This is a genomic window from Prevotella illustrans, from assembly GCF_017426725.1.
GTDB classification, from domain to species: domain Bacteria; phylum Bacteroidota; class Bacteroidia; order Bacteroidales; family Bacteroidaceae; genus Prevotella; species Prevotella illustrans.
The window spans coordinates 1-14,082 of the sequence record NZ_JAERMS010000024.1 but is presented as its reverse complement, the minus strand read 5'-3'; the positions used below and the strand labels follow the sequence as shown (position 1 = coordinate 14,082).

The window sequence follows — 14,082 nt, the reverse complement described above, 5'->3', positions numbered from 1 at the left end:
ATCTGTATTATTATGATTTCTTTAAAAGTTCGATTTCTTTCTTGAGCTGATTTATTTCCTTATAAAGATCAGGAAGTTTCTGGAAAATCGCCTGTGATTTGAAATAAGGCAACTTTTCCATTGGCGGCGTGCCGATTAATGTTTGGTTGTCCTTTATGCTGCTTGGCACGCCTGATTGGGCGCCAAGAAACACCTTGTCGCCTATGGAGATATGACCGGCGACACCTACTTGCCCGCCAAACATACACCATTGCCCCACTTTGGTACTTCCTGCAATCCCGACCTGTGCAGACATAACTGTATTTTCACCCACTTCAACGTTATGTGCAATTTGTACAAGATTGTCCAGCTTTACACCTTTGCAAATAACGGTACTACCCATTGTTGAGCGGTCTATACACGTGTTGGCTCCGATTTCTACATCATCTTCTATCGTTACGATACCTATTTGGGGTATTTTATCGTATTGATCACCATTGGGAGCAAAGCCGAAACCATCTGAACCTATCACACTTCCTGCATGAAGAATAACTCGATTGCCGATTTTGCAATCGTGATAAATCGTGGTGTTGGGATAAATAATGCAATCTTTGCCCACTGTCACGTTGTCACCCACTACAGCATGGGGGTAGATTTGACAGCCGTCTCCGATTTCAACCCCATCCGCAATGTATGCAAAAGCGCCTATGTAACAGTCGTTGCCAATTTTTGCCTTGGGTGAGATGAAAGCCAACGAATCGATTCCTTGCTTTTTGGGTTTGGCAGCCTCATACATTTGTAGTAGCCGAGCTACACAATCGCGAGCATTAGCCACCCTTATCAAAGTCGTAGTAACGGGCTTGTCAAATTCTAATTGCTCATCAACCAGAACAATTGTTGATTTCGTATTATAGATATAATGGGTATATTTTTCGTTAGAAAGGAAAGAAATAGCGCCTTCGACGCCTTCTTCTATTTTTGCAAAAGTGTTGATGGTCGCGTTTTCGTTACCCTCAACCCGGCCCTGTACTAACTGGGCTATTTGACTTGCAGTGAATTCCATTTTGTAAATCAAATTGAATTAGTTTTGCAAATATAGCAAAAAATCTCCACAAAAAAAGGAGGCAAGAATAATATTTGCTAAAATTTCAGAATATTAATTCATTACCGCCTTTCTGCTATTGCTGCATAGCTCATCATGCAAGCATATTACTTAAAGTTGTTACACTTAAAGTGTTTCAAGTTCTTTCGCCATTTCCTGCTGTAGTTCTTTTGCCTTTTCCGCAACCAGGTCTGCATATCGCTCTATGCCACACGAGTCTTTTTCACACGGATAGAGAATGCCGCGCGAAGAGTTGACAAGCAGTCCGCAGTCCTCGATCATGCCATACCGGCATACGTCCCGCAGGCTTCCTCCTTGAGCGCCTACACCGGGTACAAGCAGGAAATGGCGAGGAGCCACTTTGCGGATATCTTCAAACATCCGGCCCTGTGTGGCACCCACCACGTACATCATGTTCTCCTCATGGCCCCACTCCCGGCTTTTGCGAAGCACTTTCTCAAACAACCATTCGCCGTGGCGGTCTTCCGTCAGTTGAAAATCATGCGAACCTTTATTGCTGGTCAGCGCCAACAGCACAACCCATTTGTTCTTGTATTCCAAAAAAGGCTTCACGCTGTCTTCCCCCATGTAGGGAGCTACGGTCAGCGCGTCCAAATCATATTCTTCAAAGAATGTCTTGGCATACATCGTGCTCGTATTTCCGATATCGCCACGCTTGGCATCCGCGATGATGAAGTGAGTAGGGTAGACCTTCTTGATGTACGTGATTGTATGTTCGAAAGCCATCATTCCTTTGATTCCATAGCATTCGTAGAATGCCAGGTTGGGCTTGTAGGCAACGCAATAAGGAGCTGTCGCGTCAATAATCATCTTGTTGAAGGCAAATATCGGCTCTTCCTCTTCGAGCATCCGTGCCGGAATTTTCTTCAGGTCGATATCCAACCCTACACATAGAAATGATTTCTTTGAAAATATTTGGTTGACGAGCTCTTCTCTTTTCATATAATTTCTATTCTTATTTGTTGTGGTTTGAAAAACTATTTGCCGACTTCGGTCCTTGGCAGTTCCTTGATTTTCCTCGTGCTTCTTTTGGTTGAGGTCATGAGATTGATAAACTCTTCGGCCTGTACGGTCTTCTCCTTGTTTTCATTCTCATCCGTTTTCTTTGTGTACCTGATTCCCATGATGATGTTAATTGTTTTGTTTGTTTGACAGGTGATTACAGTTCCGATTCTTTCATCTTCTCCGCGTTTTCCGCAACGGTCAGCGCGTCGATCATGTCTTGAATGTTGCCTCCCAGGAATCCTTGCAGGTCATGTGTCGTGAACCCGATACGGTGATCGGTCACGCGACCTTGCGGAAAGTTGTAGGTGCGAATCTTGGCAGAACGGTCCCCCGTTGATACCAGACTCTTGCGGCGATTGGCAATATCGTCCACGTATTTCTGGTGTTCACGGTCGTGAATGAACGTATAGAGACGGCTCAAGGCACGCTCCTTATTCTTGGGCTGATCACGGGTTTCGGTACATTCTATCAGGATTTCCTCCACCTCACCGGTGTTCGGATTCTTCCATGGATAGCGCAGACGAACACCCGATTCCACTTTGTTCACGTTCTGACCGCCGGCTCCACTCGAACGGAAAGTATCCCATTTGATATCACCTTCGTTGATGTTTACTTCAAACTTGTCGGCTTCAGGCAATACAGCAACCGTAGCCGCGCTCGTTTGCATGCGTCCATTGCTTTCCGTAACGGGAACGCGTTGCACACGATGCACGCCGCTTTCATATTTCAACGTGCCATATACATCGGTGCCACTGATCGCAAAGTCAATCTCCTTGAAGCCGCCCACGGCACCTTCAGAAGCATCGGTTACGCTCAGTTGCCAGCCTTTGTTGTCGCAATAGCGCTTATACATATTAAATAAGTCACCGGCAAACAGACAGGCTTCGTCACCTCCGGTCCCGGCTCTGATTTCCATTTGTACATTCTTTGCGTCTTCCGGATCTTTTGGAACCAGCAGTATCTTGATTTCCTCTTCCAGTTTAGGCTTCAGTTCTTCATTGTATTGCAATTCCTGACGCGCCATGTCCTTCATGTCCGCGTCGCTTTCGTTCGTCAAGATATCTTTGGCCTCTTCGATTGAATTGAGACAATCTATGTAGCGTTTGCGGGCATTCATGATGTCGCCCAGGTCTTTCCACTCTTTGGTGAGCTTCACGTATCGCCCCTGATCCGCTATCACATCTGGGTCTGTAATGAGGGTACTTACTTCTTCGTAACGAGCTTCAAGCCCGTCTAATTTCTCGAGTATGCTATTATTTTCCGGCATATTGTTTATTTATATTCGAACGTTCCAAATTCGCTGTGAATGGTAAGGCTCTTCTGTCCTTCCTCAATGTGTCCCACAATTTGGGCGTCTATATTGAATTCTTTACTGATGTCGATTACTTTTTCGGCAACTTCAGGCCGCACGTAGATTTCCATTCTGTGTCCCATATTGAACACCTGATACATTTCTTTCCAATCTGTTCCGGAGCAATCATGGATGGCTTTAAACAGCGGTGGTACGGGGAACATGTTGTCTTTGATTACTTTGCAGTTGTCGTTGACGAAATGGAGCACTTTCGTCTGGGCTCCGCCTGTGCAATGCACCATGCCATGAATCTCCGGGCGCATTTCATCCAGTATTCTCTTGATGACCGGCGCGTAGGTACGAGTGGGAGAGAGAACCAGCTGACCTGCGTTTACGGGCGAACCTTCTACGGCGTCTGTCAGCTTGTAACGGCCGCTGTAGACCAATTCGGATGGTACGGCATGGTCGTAGCTTTCAGGATAATTCTCTGCCAGATACTTGCTGAAGACATCATGACGTGCCGAAGTGAGGCCATTACTGCCCATGCCGCCATTGTAACGGCTTTCATACGTGGCCTGTCCCGTGGAACTAAGACCGACTATAACGTCACCCGGCTTGATGTTGGTGTTGTCAATTACATCGGCTCGTTTCATGCGGCAAGTGACGGTTGAGTCTACGATTACCGTGCGCACGAGGTCACCTACATCGGCCGTTTCGCCACCGGTCGGATAAATTCCGATTCCCATCTTTCGCATGTCTGACAGCAATTCGTCCGTGCCATTGATAATCGCGGATATGACTTCGCCGGGTATCAGCATTTTGTTGCGGCCGATCGTGCTCGAAACGAGGATGTTGTCAACGGCGCCCACGCAGAGCAGATCATCCGTATTCATGACAATGGCGTCCTGGGCAATCCCTTTCCATACACTCAGATCGCCCGTCTCTTTCCAGTACATATAGGCCAATGACGATTTCGTACCGGCACCATCGGCGTGCATGATGTTGCAATATTCCGGGTCTCCGCCCAACACGTCGGGGATAATCTTACAGAAAGCCTGCGGAAAAATGCCCTTGTCAATGTTCTTGATGGCGTTGTGCACATCTTCTTTGGCGGCAGAAACACCGCGCATCATATATCTGTTGTCCATGATTCTTTCTTTTATATCCGTTATCTTTGCCTCCTATTCGCCCTCATGCCAGAAATCCCACGACACGAAAGCCTGCAAAAGCAACATCTCCAAGCCGTTTTTCACGGTCGCGCCATATTTGGCGCCTTGCTTCATGAAGTTCGTTTCGTCAGGGTTGTAAAGCAGATCGTAGAGCAGGGTGTGGCTGTCCATGGCCTCATAGGGCAGCCGGGGACACTCTTCGGCATGCGGATACATGCCGCAGGGGGTGCAGTTGACGATGACTCTGTATTCTTTCATCATGCTGTCGGTGATGTCGTCATAGGTGATGACTCCCGGACTTTTATATCGACTGACAAAGACCGTTTCCAGTCCCAACGACTTCAAACCGTAGTCAATGGCCTTGGCAGCGCCGCCGGTGCCCAAAATCAACGCTTTCTTATGGCACGGTTCCAGCAGCGGTTCTATGCTCCGCGTGAATCCCACAACGTCACTGTTGTAGCCTTTCAGAGTCGTCTTCTTGCCTTTGTGCGAAACTTTCACGACATTGACGGCACCAATAGCTTTGGCTTCGGGCGTGATTTTGTCCAGATAGTCCATTATCTGCTGCTTGTAAGGTATCGTAACGTTGAATCCTTTCAGTTCCGGATTCTGCGCGATGACCTCGGTCAGTTCCTTGATGGATGGAATCTCGAAGTTGATGTACGTGGCATGGATATGCTCATTCTCGAATTTCTCATTGAAATAGTTCTTCGAGAACGAATGCCCAAGGGTTAGTCCAATCAGTCCGTATTTATCCATAATCTTGTTGTTTTATTTTTCCGCGAAGTACATGGTGCAGATACCGAAAGTGAGTCGCTTGAAACTTACTTTGGCAAAACCGGCCCGTTTGAGCACCTCCATCATGGTTTCGCCTTGTGGGAACGCTTCTATCGTCTTGTTCAGATAGCTATATGCGCTATCATCGTTAGAGATTATTTTACCATAAAGGGGAAGCACCGTGTTGGCGTAAAGCCAAAACAGTTGTTTCATAGGGAATGAGACGGGTGTCGTTAGTTCGATAACACTCAGATGACCGCCCTTTTTCAGCACACGACACATCTCTTTCAATCCTTGATCAAGGTCGGGAAAGTTGCGTATTCCGAAAGCGGCCGTCACGGCATCGAAAGAGTTGTCGGCGAAACTCAGCCGCATGCAGTCTTCCTTTACGAAGGAAATGATGTGGCTTAGTCCAGCTGCTTTCACCTTTTCTTCGCCCACCTTCATCATTCCTTCCGAGATATCCGAACCTGTTAGATGAACCGGCTTGAGCATTTTGGCGGCTTGTAGCGCAAAATCGGCTGTGCCCGTAGCCACGTCCAGAATGTTTTCCGGGTGGTAAGGGGCCAGTTGCCTGATGGCTTTCTTGCGCCAGTATTTGTCAATATCCCACGACAGCCGGTGGTTTAAGGTGTCATAGGTAGAAGCAATGTTGTCAAACATCGCCTCTACCTGTTGTCCTTTGTCACCTTCGTGGTAAGGTTTTATCTCTTCTTGTTTGTACATTTTATTTTCGGCCGGCCAGATAGGTGCTCACGTTCTTTTCGATACGGGCATTGATGTCGCCTTCTTCTACGGCCTTATCAAACTTTTCTCCGGTGATATGCTCGTAGAGTTCGATGTACCGTTCGCTCACGCTTTCCGCGTATTCTTCGGTAATCTCAGGCATGGTTTGTCCGGGTTCGTTCATGAAGTTGTGCTCAATGAGCCACTGACGTACAAACTCCTTAGACAGCTGCTTCTGTGCTTCGCCTTTCTCAAACTTCTCTTCGTAGCCATCGGCATAGAAGTAGCGGCTTGAGTCGGGGGTATGAATTTCGTCAATCAGATATACTTTGCCATCGCGCTTGCCAAACTCATACTTTGTATCTACGAGGATGAGGCCCTGCTTAGCGGCAATTTCCTGTCCGCGTTTGAATAGCTTACGGGTATAATCTTCCATGATGGCGTAGTCTTCGGCCGACACGATACCCTGACTGATGATTTCTTCTTTCGAGATGTTCAGGTCGTGGCCTTCGTCTGCTTTGGTCGTAGGAGTGACAATGGGTTCAGGGAATCGCTCGTTCTCACGCATGCCTTCGGGCAACTTTACACCACAAATCTCACGGCAACCATTCTTGTATTCGCGCCATGCACTGCCGGTCAGAATGGCTCGAATAATCATTTCGACACGGAAACCTTCGCACTTCAGGCCTACCGTAACCATGGGATCGGGGGTCGCCAGTTTCCAGTTGGGACAGATATCGCTTGTCGCATCCAGGAATTTGGCGGCGATTTGGTTCAGCACCTGACCCTTAAAAGGGATTCCTTTAGGCAGCACCACGTCGAAAGCGGATATTCTGTCGGTGGCAACCATCACCATGAGGTCGTCATTGATGTTATATACATCACGTACTTTACCGTGGTAAACACTCTTTTGTCCATCAAAATGGAAGTCAGTTTTGGTTAATGCTTTCATTGGGGATATTTGATTTTAAAACCTTGTTTTTATTCGTTTTCTTATCTTCTTCGTTTGCTTTGTCGTAAGCATCGTAGGCATTGACGATACGGGTAACGAGCTTATGACGTACAATATCTTTCTCTCCCAGCTTCACCACACCTATTCCTTCCACGTCGCCCAGTATGTTAAGCGCTTCTTTTAGTCCGCTTTTCTGCTCACGAGGTAGGTCTATCTGCGTCATGTCGCCCGTAACAATCATCTTCGTATTCCATCCCATACGGGTCAGAAACATACGGATTTGTTGGGGAGTCGTGTTCTGTGCTTCGTCCAAAATTACGACGGCGTCGCTCAGTGTGCGGCCTCGCATGAAGGCTAAAGGGGCAATCTGAATGACGTGTTTCTCCATCATATCCTGCAATTTCACGGTTGGAATCATGTCTTCGAGCGCGTCGTAGAGTGGTTGCAGGTAGGGATCAATCTTATCTTTCATGTCGCCGGGTAGGAATCCGAGCTTCTCACCCGCTTCAACAGCCGGACGCGACAAGATGATTTTCTTGACGGTCTTCTCTTTCAAGGCCCTTACAGCCAGCGCAATGCTGAGATAAGTTTTGCCCGTTCCGGCCGGCCCAACGGCAAATACCATGTCGTTCTTCTCTACGGCGTCAATCAATTTCTGCTGATTATGGCTGCGACTCTTGATGGGTCGTCCCGAAATGCTGTAAACCAAAACGCCTTTTACCGCGTCGGCCTTGGTGGCATGACCATTGATAATATCGAGAATGTCTTCGTCGTTTATCTGGTTATACTTGAGTATATGCTTGCGTATGCGTTCGATGGCCTCTTCAAATTTGGCCATTTCTTCTTCATCTCCCAGCACTCTAACTACGTCACCGCGTGCCGCTACACGCAGTTTAGGGAAAAGAGACTTGACCATCTGTAAGTGGCCATTGTTGACACCGTAAAACGCAACGGGGTCAATGTCTTCAAGAACAATATGCTTCTCTATCAAAATAAGGAGTCTTTACTTAATTGTAATTACGCTGCAAAAATATAAAAAAACAACGAATACGACAAAGATATCTTTGCTTTTTGTTACCTTTGTGCCACAAAGCAAGGAAAACGGAAAATGATTTTGAGTAAGAAAAGATATATTCAAGGTTTTGGTATCATTGTAGTTGCTTTGGGAATGGTAAGATGTGTCTTTCCCGAAGTGGCCTCTTCTCGTTCTCCGAAGGCTGCTTTGCCGACTTCTGTCGATACGTTTCTGGCGTCGCGGCAGCCTGTTGATACCATTGTTGCGCAATCCCAAATCGTTACCGATTCGTTACCGCTTGCTTTCACTCGTTTTTTCAAGAGCGATGGCACACCTGTCAAGAATCGAATCCTGAGCGTTCCGCATTTCGGAAACACCTTTCCCGATCAGAATGACGTACAACTGCTTTCGGCACAACGCTGGGGCGTGAAGCCGGTAGCCAATCGTACCGATGCCGAAGCACGAAAAACCGAGCTGGTTTACGTGGGTAGCAATCCTTATTTTTATGTAGATAACCTCAACAATAGCGTGCCTTATCTTGTTCCCCGTGCCTCTGCGTTGCTTCAGGAGATAGGCCGTAACTTCTTCGACAGCTTGCAGATAAAGGGCATACCTTTGCATAAGATCATTGTCACGAGCGTATTGCGAAGCAAGGCCGACGTGACTAAGTTGCGGGGGCGCAACCAGAACGCCACCGAAAATTCGTGCCATCTCTATGGAACGACCTTCGACGTGTGCTACAATCGTTACAAAACCGTTCAGACAGCCGACCAACCCCGGCGTGAAGTGCGCAACGACAGCCTGAAATGGGTGTTGAGCGAGGTGCTGCGCGACATGCGGCAGTCCAACCGTTGTTGGATAAAGTATGAGGTGCATCAGGGTTGTTTCCACATCACCGTCAGATAAATTCCATTCCGAATTTATTTTACAAAAGCCTCAAAATCCTTCGATTATTTTCAATCGACTTATCTTTTGGTTGAAAAAACGCCATTTTTCATGATGTTTGTAAACTGCTGTCAGTCAGTTTATTAGGTTTTCTTGTGATTTCGCGACCATCTGTTTGAGGGTATTTTGCATAGAAAATGGTCGTTATTTGTTGCCTTTTTGCGTTATCATTGCAGCCCTTTGACTCTCTAAAAGCATAACTTTCAGCTTTTCAAAGCTGCCCTTTGAGGGCGAAAAAGCTCAACAATGGCAAAATAACGGCTTGTTTTCTATTCTTTTTTCGCTAAACGGTGGTGTTTTTAAATGTTAAATTTTGGTTGGTTTTCTTTACAAAATGAGAGATTTACTATGGGTGTGTCAGCTTTTATCCATATAAAGCTTACATATTAAAAATGTTTAGCCGGCCATTTTTAGTATAAGGCTTTACTTAAAACTCGGTAACGCGTGCCAAGATATATTCATAGCTTTTAGGTATTGTCCGAAAGCAAGGGAGAGATTACCTTTGCGTCAATAGATAATGACTCTAAAATTTATCAAAAGCAAGAAAGTATGATGAATAGAATAAAAGTAATTCAACGTGGTGGTATGCTTGCGCTGCTACTGTCGTTGTGCGTTTTTACAACCGCTTGGGCCGAATCGCCGAGCAGGAGAACCGGGGCGAGCATCTCGGGAGTGATTAAGGAGAAAAAGACAGGCGAGCCTTTATCGCATGTCAGTGTGAAGATATTGGGCACCATGCTGGTCAACGTGACCGACGCGGAAGGCCGATACCGGTTGGAAAATTTACCCGAAGGCAGGCAGACCATTGAGGTGAGGATGGCCGGATATCGTTCGGCACGGCAGCCGATAAACGTGGTGGGCAACGTGCAAAGCACGCTCGACTTCTCGCTGACGGAAGATGAGATATCGCTGGACGAGGTTGTCGTATCGTCCAACCGGAGCCTTTCGTTGCGGCGTAACGCACCAACATTGGTTAATGTTATCGACACCCGGATGTTTGATATCACCCAGTCGTTGTGTCTGGCTCAAGGACTTAACTTCCAGCCGGGTGTAAGGACGGAGGACAACTGTGCCAACTGCGGCTTCTCGCAAGTGCGTATCAATGGGCTCGACGGCCACTATTCGCAGATACTCATCGACTCGCGCCCCGTATTTACGGCATTGCAAGGAGTGTATGGTCTGGAACAGATTCCTGCCAACATGGTAGAACGTGTGGAGGTGGCACGTGGAGGAGGCTCTGCCTTGTTTGGTTCGTCAGCCATAGGCGGTACCATCAATATCATAACGAAAGAGCCTACGGGCAATTGGGCCGAGTTGTCGCACACGTTGATGGGCATGGAAGGCGGGAAGTCTTTTGACAACAGCACCACTCTCAACACGTCGATTGTCTCGAAAAACAACCGAGCCGGTTTCTCAGTCTATGCCAGCAGTCGCCACCGTGACGGCTATGACCGCGACCATGACGGGTTTACGGATTTGCCCAAGTTGGTCAACAAGACCGTCGGACTCAATTCGTTTTTGCGGTTGAGCAATTATTCCAAACTTACGTTGCAGTATCATGCCTTGAATGAATTCAGACGAGGCGGCAATCATCTTGGTTTGCCGGCGCACGAGTCGAATATCGCCGAACAGCTTCGACATGAAATCCATGGTGGCAATTTGGGCTATGATCTTTTTACGCCTGACGGATTGAATCACCTGACTGCTTACGCCTCGTTCCAAAGCGTGTCGCGTGACAGCTATTACGGGGGTACTGGTGACGATTCGCCTGAAAGCCTACAGCAAGACGCGCGACCTGAATGTTTTGGGCGGAATGCAGTTTGTTCATTCCTTTGCCCGTCTGGGATTTATGCCGGCCGACTTTACATTGGGCGCAGAGTATAGCTATGATGGATTGAAAGACCATGCGCTTGGCTACAATGTCATCACACGGCAGCACGTGCGTGTGGGCAGTCTTTTCTTCCAGAATGAATGGAAGAATGAGCGGTGGAGCCTGTTGCTGGGCGGCCGTGTAGACAAGCACAACTTGATAAAGCAGCTTATTTTCAGTCCGCGCGCGAACTTGCGTTTCAACCCTATTGAAGAGATAAACCTGCGTCTGACCTATGCCGGAGGTTTCCGTGCGCCGCAGACATTTGACGAAGACCTGCATACAACGCTGGCCGGAGGAGAGCGCCTGAAGACACGGTTGGCATCCGGACTGAAAGAAGAGAGGTCAAACAGCATAAGCCTTTCGGCCGACATGTATCACGTGTTTGGTAAAGTGCAGACCAATCTGCTCATTGAGGGCTTCTTTACTCATCTTGACGACGTATTCGCCCAACGCAAACTGGAAGAGAAAGACGCGTTCGGTAACGGAATATTGGAGCGTTACAATGCTAACGCGGCGACGGTATTGGGCTTGAACGTAGAGGGAAAAGCGGCCTTCTCGCGCCTGTTTCAATTACAGGCTGGCATAACCTGGCAGCAAAGTCGCTACAAGGAAGCCGTGGTTTGGGATGAAGAGGCCCCGAAAGAACGGAAAATGATGCGCACACCTAATCTTTACGGTTATTTCACGGCAACCGTAGAGCCTGTAAAGAGATTCACGATGGGCTTGACGGGTAACTATACGGGCGGTATGCTCGTGGGGCATGCGGCCGGTTCGGGAGTAGCGAAGCCCGTGGCTGTCAATACCCCCGCGTTCATGACGCTTAACCTGAAACTTACCTACGACATCAAACCGATTGATGGAGTAAAGGTGCAGTTGAATGGCGGCGTACAGAACCTGACGGATGCCTATCAGAAAGATATAGACCGAGGATGGAACAGAGACGCGGCCTATATCTACGGACCGTCACAGCCACGTACTTATTACGTGGGGGTGAAGGTCAGCTATTAGCGTATCGTGAGGTTGCGATGTCACCACCGTCCCGTAGCCTGATAATATCAAGAGAAGGAAGACTGCCTCGCAAAGCGGCGGTCTTCCTTCTCTTGGTTATATGGTTTGGTCTTGTCGGTACTATTCGGTATAGAAGCGGATGACGCGTTCAATCTGTCGGCGGCATACCGGACAGAACTCCGGATTCTCATTGGTGCGCATGCGGCAGTCCTGGAACGCACGGTAAACGCCCTTCAGACTATAGCCCGCACCCTCGTAGACTCCGACTTTCTCCATGTGCTTGGGATTCAGCGGTGTAGGTATCTTCGTTCGTTTATCAAGCATATTTTCCCATTTGCTATGAAAATCTTTCAGCGTGGTAATGTTGGCTTCCCAAGGTTCGGTATCTTTAGGATACATGGGGATGGCCTCCGCCTCGTAGGCATATTCGTCGGCCAAGCCCGCGAAGCTATGCCCGAACTCGTGTACGACGACGGGTTTGGTCTTCGGGTGATGGGCTGCGGTGAGATTATAGGAGTTCAGTATGCCGCCACCGCCGTAGGTTGTTGTGTTTACCAATACGATGATATGCTCGTAGGGGATGCCGGCCAACCATTCGTGGAGGTCTTTCAGATGGAGTGTCGTAAGATATCGTTCGCTGTAGAACGTGTCGAAGTGCGAGTGAAGAGCCGTGTTCTTCCAAATGCCGGCACGCGGTTCGCTCGTCCCACTGTCAACGGAGGGCGCCTTGACGGCTACGATATGGAACCGGTTGCGCAGGCTCTTGAAGGGTTCGTGCGCAAACATAGCTTCCATGGCTTCCTTTACATCTTTTATAAAGAGCGGCATTTCGGAGGGCTGATATCCTTCGGCGATGTAGGCAATACGGATGCAACGGGCGGTGTCGTCTGGCATTTGCAGCGTCTCATAGGGCGTTACGTCTTTATAACCGGTGTGGCGGATGAGAATATCGGTGGGATCGACGGTATGAGTCATCTGTGTGATGATCTGGCGGTGGTTGTTGTATAATTCCACGGTAACATCGGCTTTCTTGAGCGGCATGGGCACGAGAAAAACGTTTTCGAACGACTTTCGTGTGGTCTGTGCTTCGGGATAGGAGAGCCATTCCTGGAAAAGAGTCGAGAAAGAGTTGCGGTAGATGACGGCTCCTGTGGCGTGATCTTTCACGATAATTTGCCCGTTACCCTCCATGGGCACCTCGGTCAGGCGGTTGCGCTTGCCCCACCAACGAGGTTCGACGCACAGTTCGTCGACCGCGATGTCCTGTTTGCTGACATCACCGGTAAAGGTGTAATTGATACGCAGGGTTTTGTCGGTAAAGTACTTGCTGAAGTCTTGAGCCATACCGTTCGTCGCGAAGAATGTCAAGAACAGCAAAAGATAGAAAAAACGATTTTTCATATAATGCTTATTATGTTATTGGGTTTGTTGTTCAGTGCCTTGAGAAGTCGCTCCTGAAACGGAAACAGCCAGTTACGGTCGTGTCGTCTTTGCCCGTCGAAAGCCATCAGGTCGAGGTCGATGGTCACTTTCCCGTTCTGCTTGTCTACCGGACTGCGGCCCAGTTGGCTTTCCGTCTCTTTCAAGAGGCGGTTGATTTCCGTCTCATCTAAAGTCGTGGTAGCCCGAAGCAGCCCGTTGAGAAAGGGCTTGGAGCAAATGCCGACCGGTTCGGTCCTGATAAAAGGGCTCCAGACGCAGTCATGAAACAGACCCGTGAGCGTTTTCCCAGCCCGGCGAACGTTTTCTTCCGATTCGAAGTTGCTTCCTATTCCTATTATAATAGTGTGTATCATTCAACACGATTCTAATTTTCCGTAAATTTACTTTAGATTCTATAACCATGTTATATTTATGCTGTTTATTTGTTATAATTTAACGCCTTGGCTACATCGAAGGCACCTTGTCGGCGGTCTTTTGTTCTTTTACTCCATCCTCTTTTTGTGTTTAACTCAAACCGGTCTTTAGATATATAATTTTACAGAGAACGATTGATAATTCATTGCAAACTTGGCTATGTTCTCGCCATTCTCTGACGATTGATTTGGATTTATCAAGCCTCTTATAAGTATAGGCCTTATACAAAACGCATGGCAACGAATGATTGGACAAGCACCATTGAACCAATAGTGTCCTAAATAATTTTGTGAAAACGCATACATATAAAAACTGTTTTTATATTCTTGTTTTGTTGGCTCACCGGATAATTTGTGGGGACA

13 protein-coding genes and 1 pseudogene are annotated in these 14,082 nt (G+C 47.8%); 2 read left to right on the top strand and 12 right to left on the bottom strand.

Translation table 11 applies throughout. From position 1 onward, the window contains the following. Positions 1-10: 10 nt before the first annotated feature. The 9 genes from lpxD to JHU38_RS08015 form a co-directional block, all read right to left on the bottom strand. Positions 11-1,042, bottom strand: coding sequence for a UDP-3-O-(3-hydroxymyristoyl)glucosamine N-acyltransferase (lpxD, locus tag JHU38_RS08055; RefSeq protein ID WP_107582683.1), 1,032 nt, complete (start codon positions 1,040-1,042; stop codon positions 11-13). Positions 1,043-1,207: 165 nt separating this feature from the next. Next, positions 1,208-2,044 carry an orotidine-5'-phosphate decarboxylase gene (pyrF, locus tag JHU38_RS08050; protein WP_107582682.1) on the bottom strand — a complete coding sequence of 279 codons (837 nt, stop codon included), beginning with the start codon at positions 2,042-2,044 and terminating at the stop codon, positions 1,208-1,210. A 35-nt stretch (positions 2,045-2,079) separates the two neighbouring features. Then, on the bottom strand, positions 2,080-2,226 hold the full coding sequence (locus tag JHU38_RS08045; RefSeq protein WP_199222677.1) for a hypothetical protein: 147 nt from the start codon (positions 2,224-2,226) through the stop codon (positions 2,080-2,082). A gap of 35 nt (positions 2,227-2,261) precedes the next feature. Further along, positions 2,262-3,374, bottom strand: coding sequence for a peptide chain release factor 1 (gene prfA / locus JHU38_RS08040; protein WP_107582680.1), 1,113 nt, complete (start codon positions 3,372-3,374; stop codon positions 2,262-2,264). 5 nt (positions 3,375-3,379) lie between these two features. Beyond that, positions 3,380-4,546 carry an AIR synthase-related protein gene (locus JHU38_RS08035; RefSeq protein ID WP_107582679.1) on the bottom strand — a complete coding sequence of 389 codons (1,167 nt, stop codon included), beginning with the start codon at positions 4,544-4,546 and terminating at the stop codon, positions 3,380-3,382. Between the two features lie 33 nt (positions 4,547-4,579). Further along, complete coding sequence (locus JHU38_RS08030) at positions 4,580-5,326, bottom strand: shikimate dehydrogenase family protein (RefSeq protein ID WP_207859342.1); 747 nt, start codon at positions 5,324-5,326, stop codon at positions 4,580-4,582. A gap of 12 nt (positions 5,327-5,338) precedes the next feature. Beyond that, a complete protein-coding gene (ubiE, locus tag JHU38_RS08025) occupies positions 5,339-6,070 on the bottom strand; it encodes a bifunctional demethylmenaquinone methyltransferase/2-methoxy-6-polyprenyl-1,4-benzoquinol methylase UbiE (RefSeq protein WP_107582676.1) in 732 nt (243 codons plus the stop codon). Between the two features lies 1 nt (position 6,071). Further along, complete coding sequence (locus JHU38_RS08020; protein ID WP_107582675.1) at positions 6,072-7,022, bottom strand: phosphoribosylaminoimidazolesuccinocarboxamide synthase; 951 nt, start codon at positions 7,020-7,022, stop codon at positions 6,072-6,074. Next, positions 7,000-8,013, bottom strand: coding sequence for a PhoH family protein (locus tag JHU38_RS08015; RefSeq protein WP_107582674.1), 1,014 nt, complete (start codon positions 8,011-8,013; stop codon positions 7,000-7,002). The genes JHU38_RS08020 and JHU38_RS08015 overlap by 23 nt, the downstream gene beginning before the upstream one ends. Before the next feature lie 117 nt (positions 8,014-8,130). Between JHU38_RS08015 and JHU38_RS08010 the strand changes: the two genes are divergently transcribed. Together JHU38_RS08010 and JHU38_RS12430 are read left to right on the top strand one after the other, a co-directional pair. Next, on the top strand, positions 8,131-8,943 hold the full coding sequence (locus JHU38_RS08010) for a DUF5715 family protein (protein WP_107582673.1): 813 nt from the start codon (positions 8,131-8,133) through the stop codon (positions 8,941-8,943). Positions 8,944-9,534: 591 nt separating this feature from the next. After that, positions 9,535-11,863 (top strand): annotated as a pseudogene (locus JHU38_RS12430) (TonB-dependent receptor). A gap of 120 nt (positions 11,864-11,983) precedes the next feature. Here the strand turns inward: JHU38_RS12430 and JHU38_RS08000 are convergent. The 3 genes from JHU38_RS08000 to JHU38_RS07990 all read right to left on the bottom strand — a co-directional run. Beyond that, positions 11,984-13,264, bottom strand: coding sequence for a M64 family metallopeptidase (locus JHU38_RS08000; protein ID WP_107582672.1), 1,281 nt, complete (start codon positions 13,262-13,264; stop codon positions 11,984-11,986). Continuing rightward, complete coding sequence (locus tag JHU38_RS07995; protein ID WP_107582671.1) at positions 13,261-13,659, bottom strand: 2-amino-4-hydroxy-6-hydroxymethyldihydropteridine diphosphokinase; 399 nt, start codon at positions 13,657-13,659, stop codon at positions 13,261-13,263. The genes JHU38_RS08000 and JHU38_RS07995 overlap by 4 nt, the downstream gene beginning before the upstream one ends. 168 nt (positions 13,660-13,827) lie before the next feature. Further along, positions 13,828-14,082, bottom strand: a 255-nt coding sequence (locus tag JHU38_RS07990; protein WP_207859340.1) for a hypothetical protein, incomplete at its 5' end; no start/stop codon positions are given.

Coding starts and splice junctions, on each gene's coding strand:
- JHU38_RS07995 (WP_107582671.1), bottom strand. CDS start 13,659: ATGATACACACTATTATAATAGGAATAGGAAGCAACTTCGAATCGGAA.
- JHU38_RS08030 (WP_207859342.1), bottom strand. CDS start 5,326: ATGGATAAATACGGACTGATTGGACTAACCCTTGGGCATTCGTTCTCG.
- pyrF (WP_107582682.1), bottom strand. CDS start 2,044: ATGAAAAGAGAAGAGCTCGTCAACCAAATATTTTCAAAGAAATCATTT.
- JHU38_RS08000 (WP_107582672.1), bottom strand. CDS start 13,264: ATGAAAAATCGTTTTTTCTATCTTTTGCTGTTCTTGACATTCTTCGCG.
- prfA (WP_107582680.1), bottom strand. CDS start 3,374: ATGCCGGAAAATAATAGCATACTCGAGAAATTAGACGGGCTTGAAGCT.
- lpxD (WP_107582683.1), bottom strand. CDS start 1,042: ATGGAATTCACTGCAAGTCAAATAGCCCAGTTAGTACAGGGCCGGGTT.
- JHU38_RS08045 (WP_199222677.1), bottom strand. CDS start 2,226: ATGGGAATCAGGTACACAAAGAAAACGGATGAGAATGAAAACAAGGAG.
- JHU38_RS08020 (WP_107582675.1), bottom strand. CDS start 7,022: ATGAAAGCATTAACCAAAACTGACTTCCATTTTGATGGACAAAAGAGT.
- JHU38_RS08010 (WP_107582673.1), top strand. CDS start 8,131: ATGATTTTGAGTAAGAAAAGATATATTCAAGGTTTTGGTATCATTGTA.
- JHU38_RS08035 (WP_107582679.1), bottom strand. CDS start 4,546: ATGGACAACAGATATATGATGCGCGGTGTTTCTGCCGCCAAAGAAGAT.
- ubiE (WP_107582676.1), bottom strand. CDS start 6,070: ATGTACAAACAAGAAGAGATAAAACCTTACCACGAAGGTGACAAAGGA.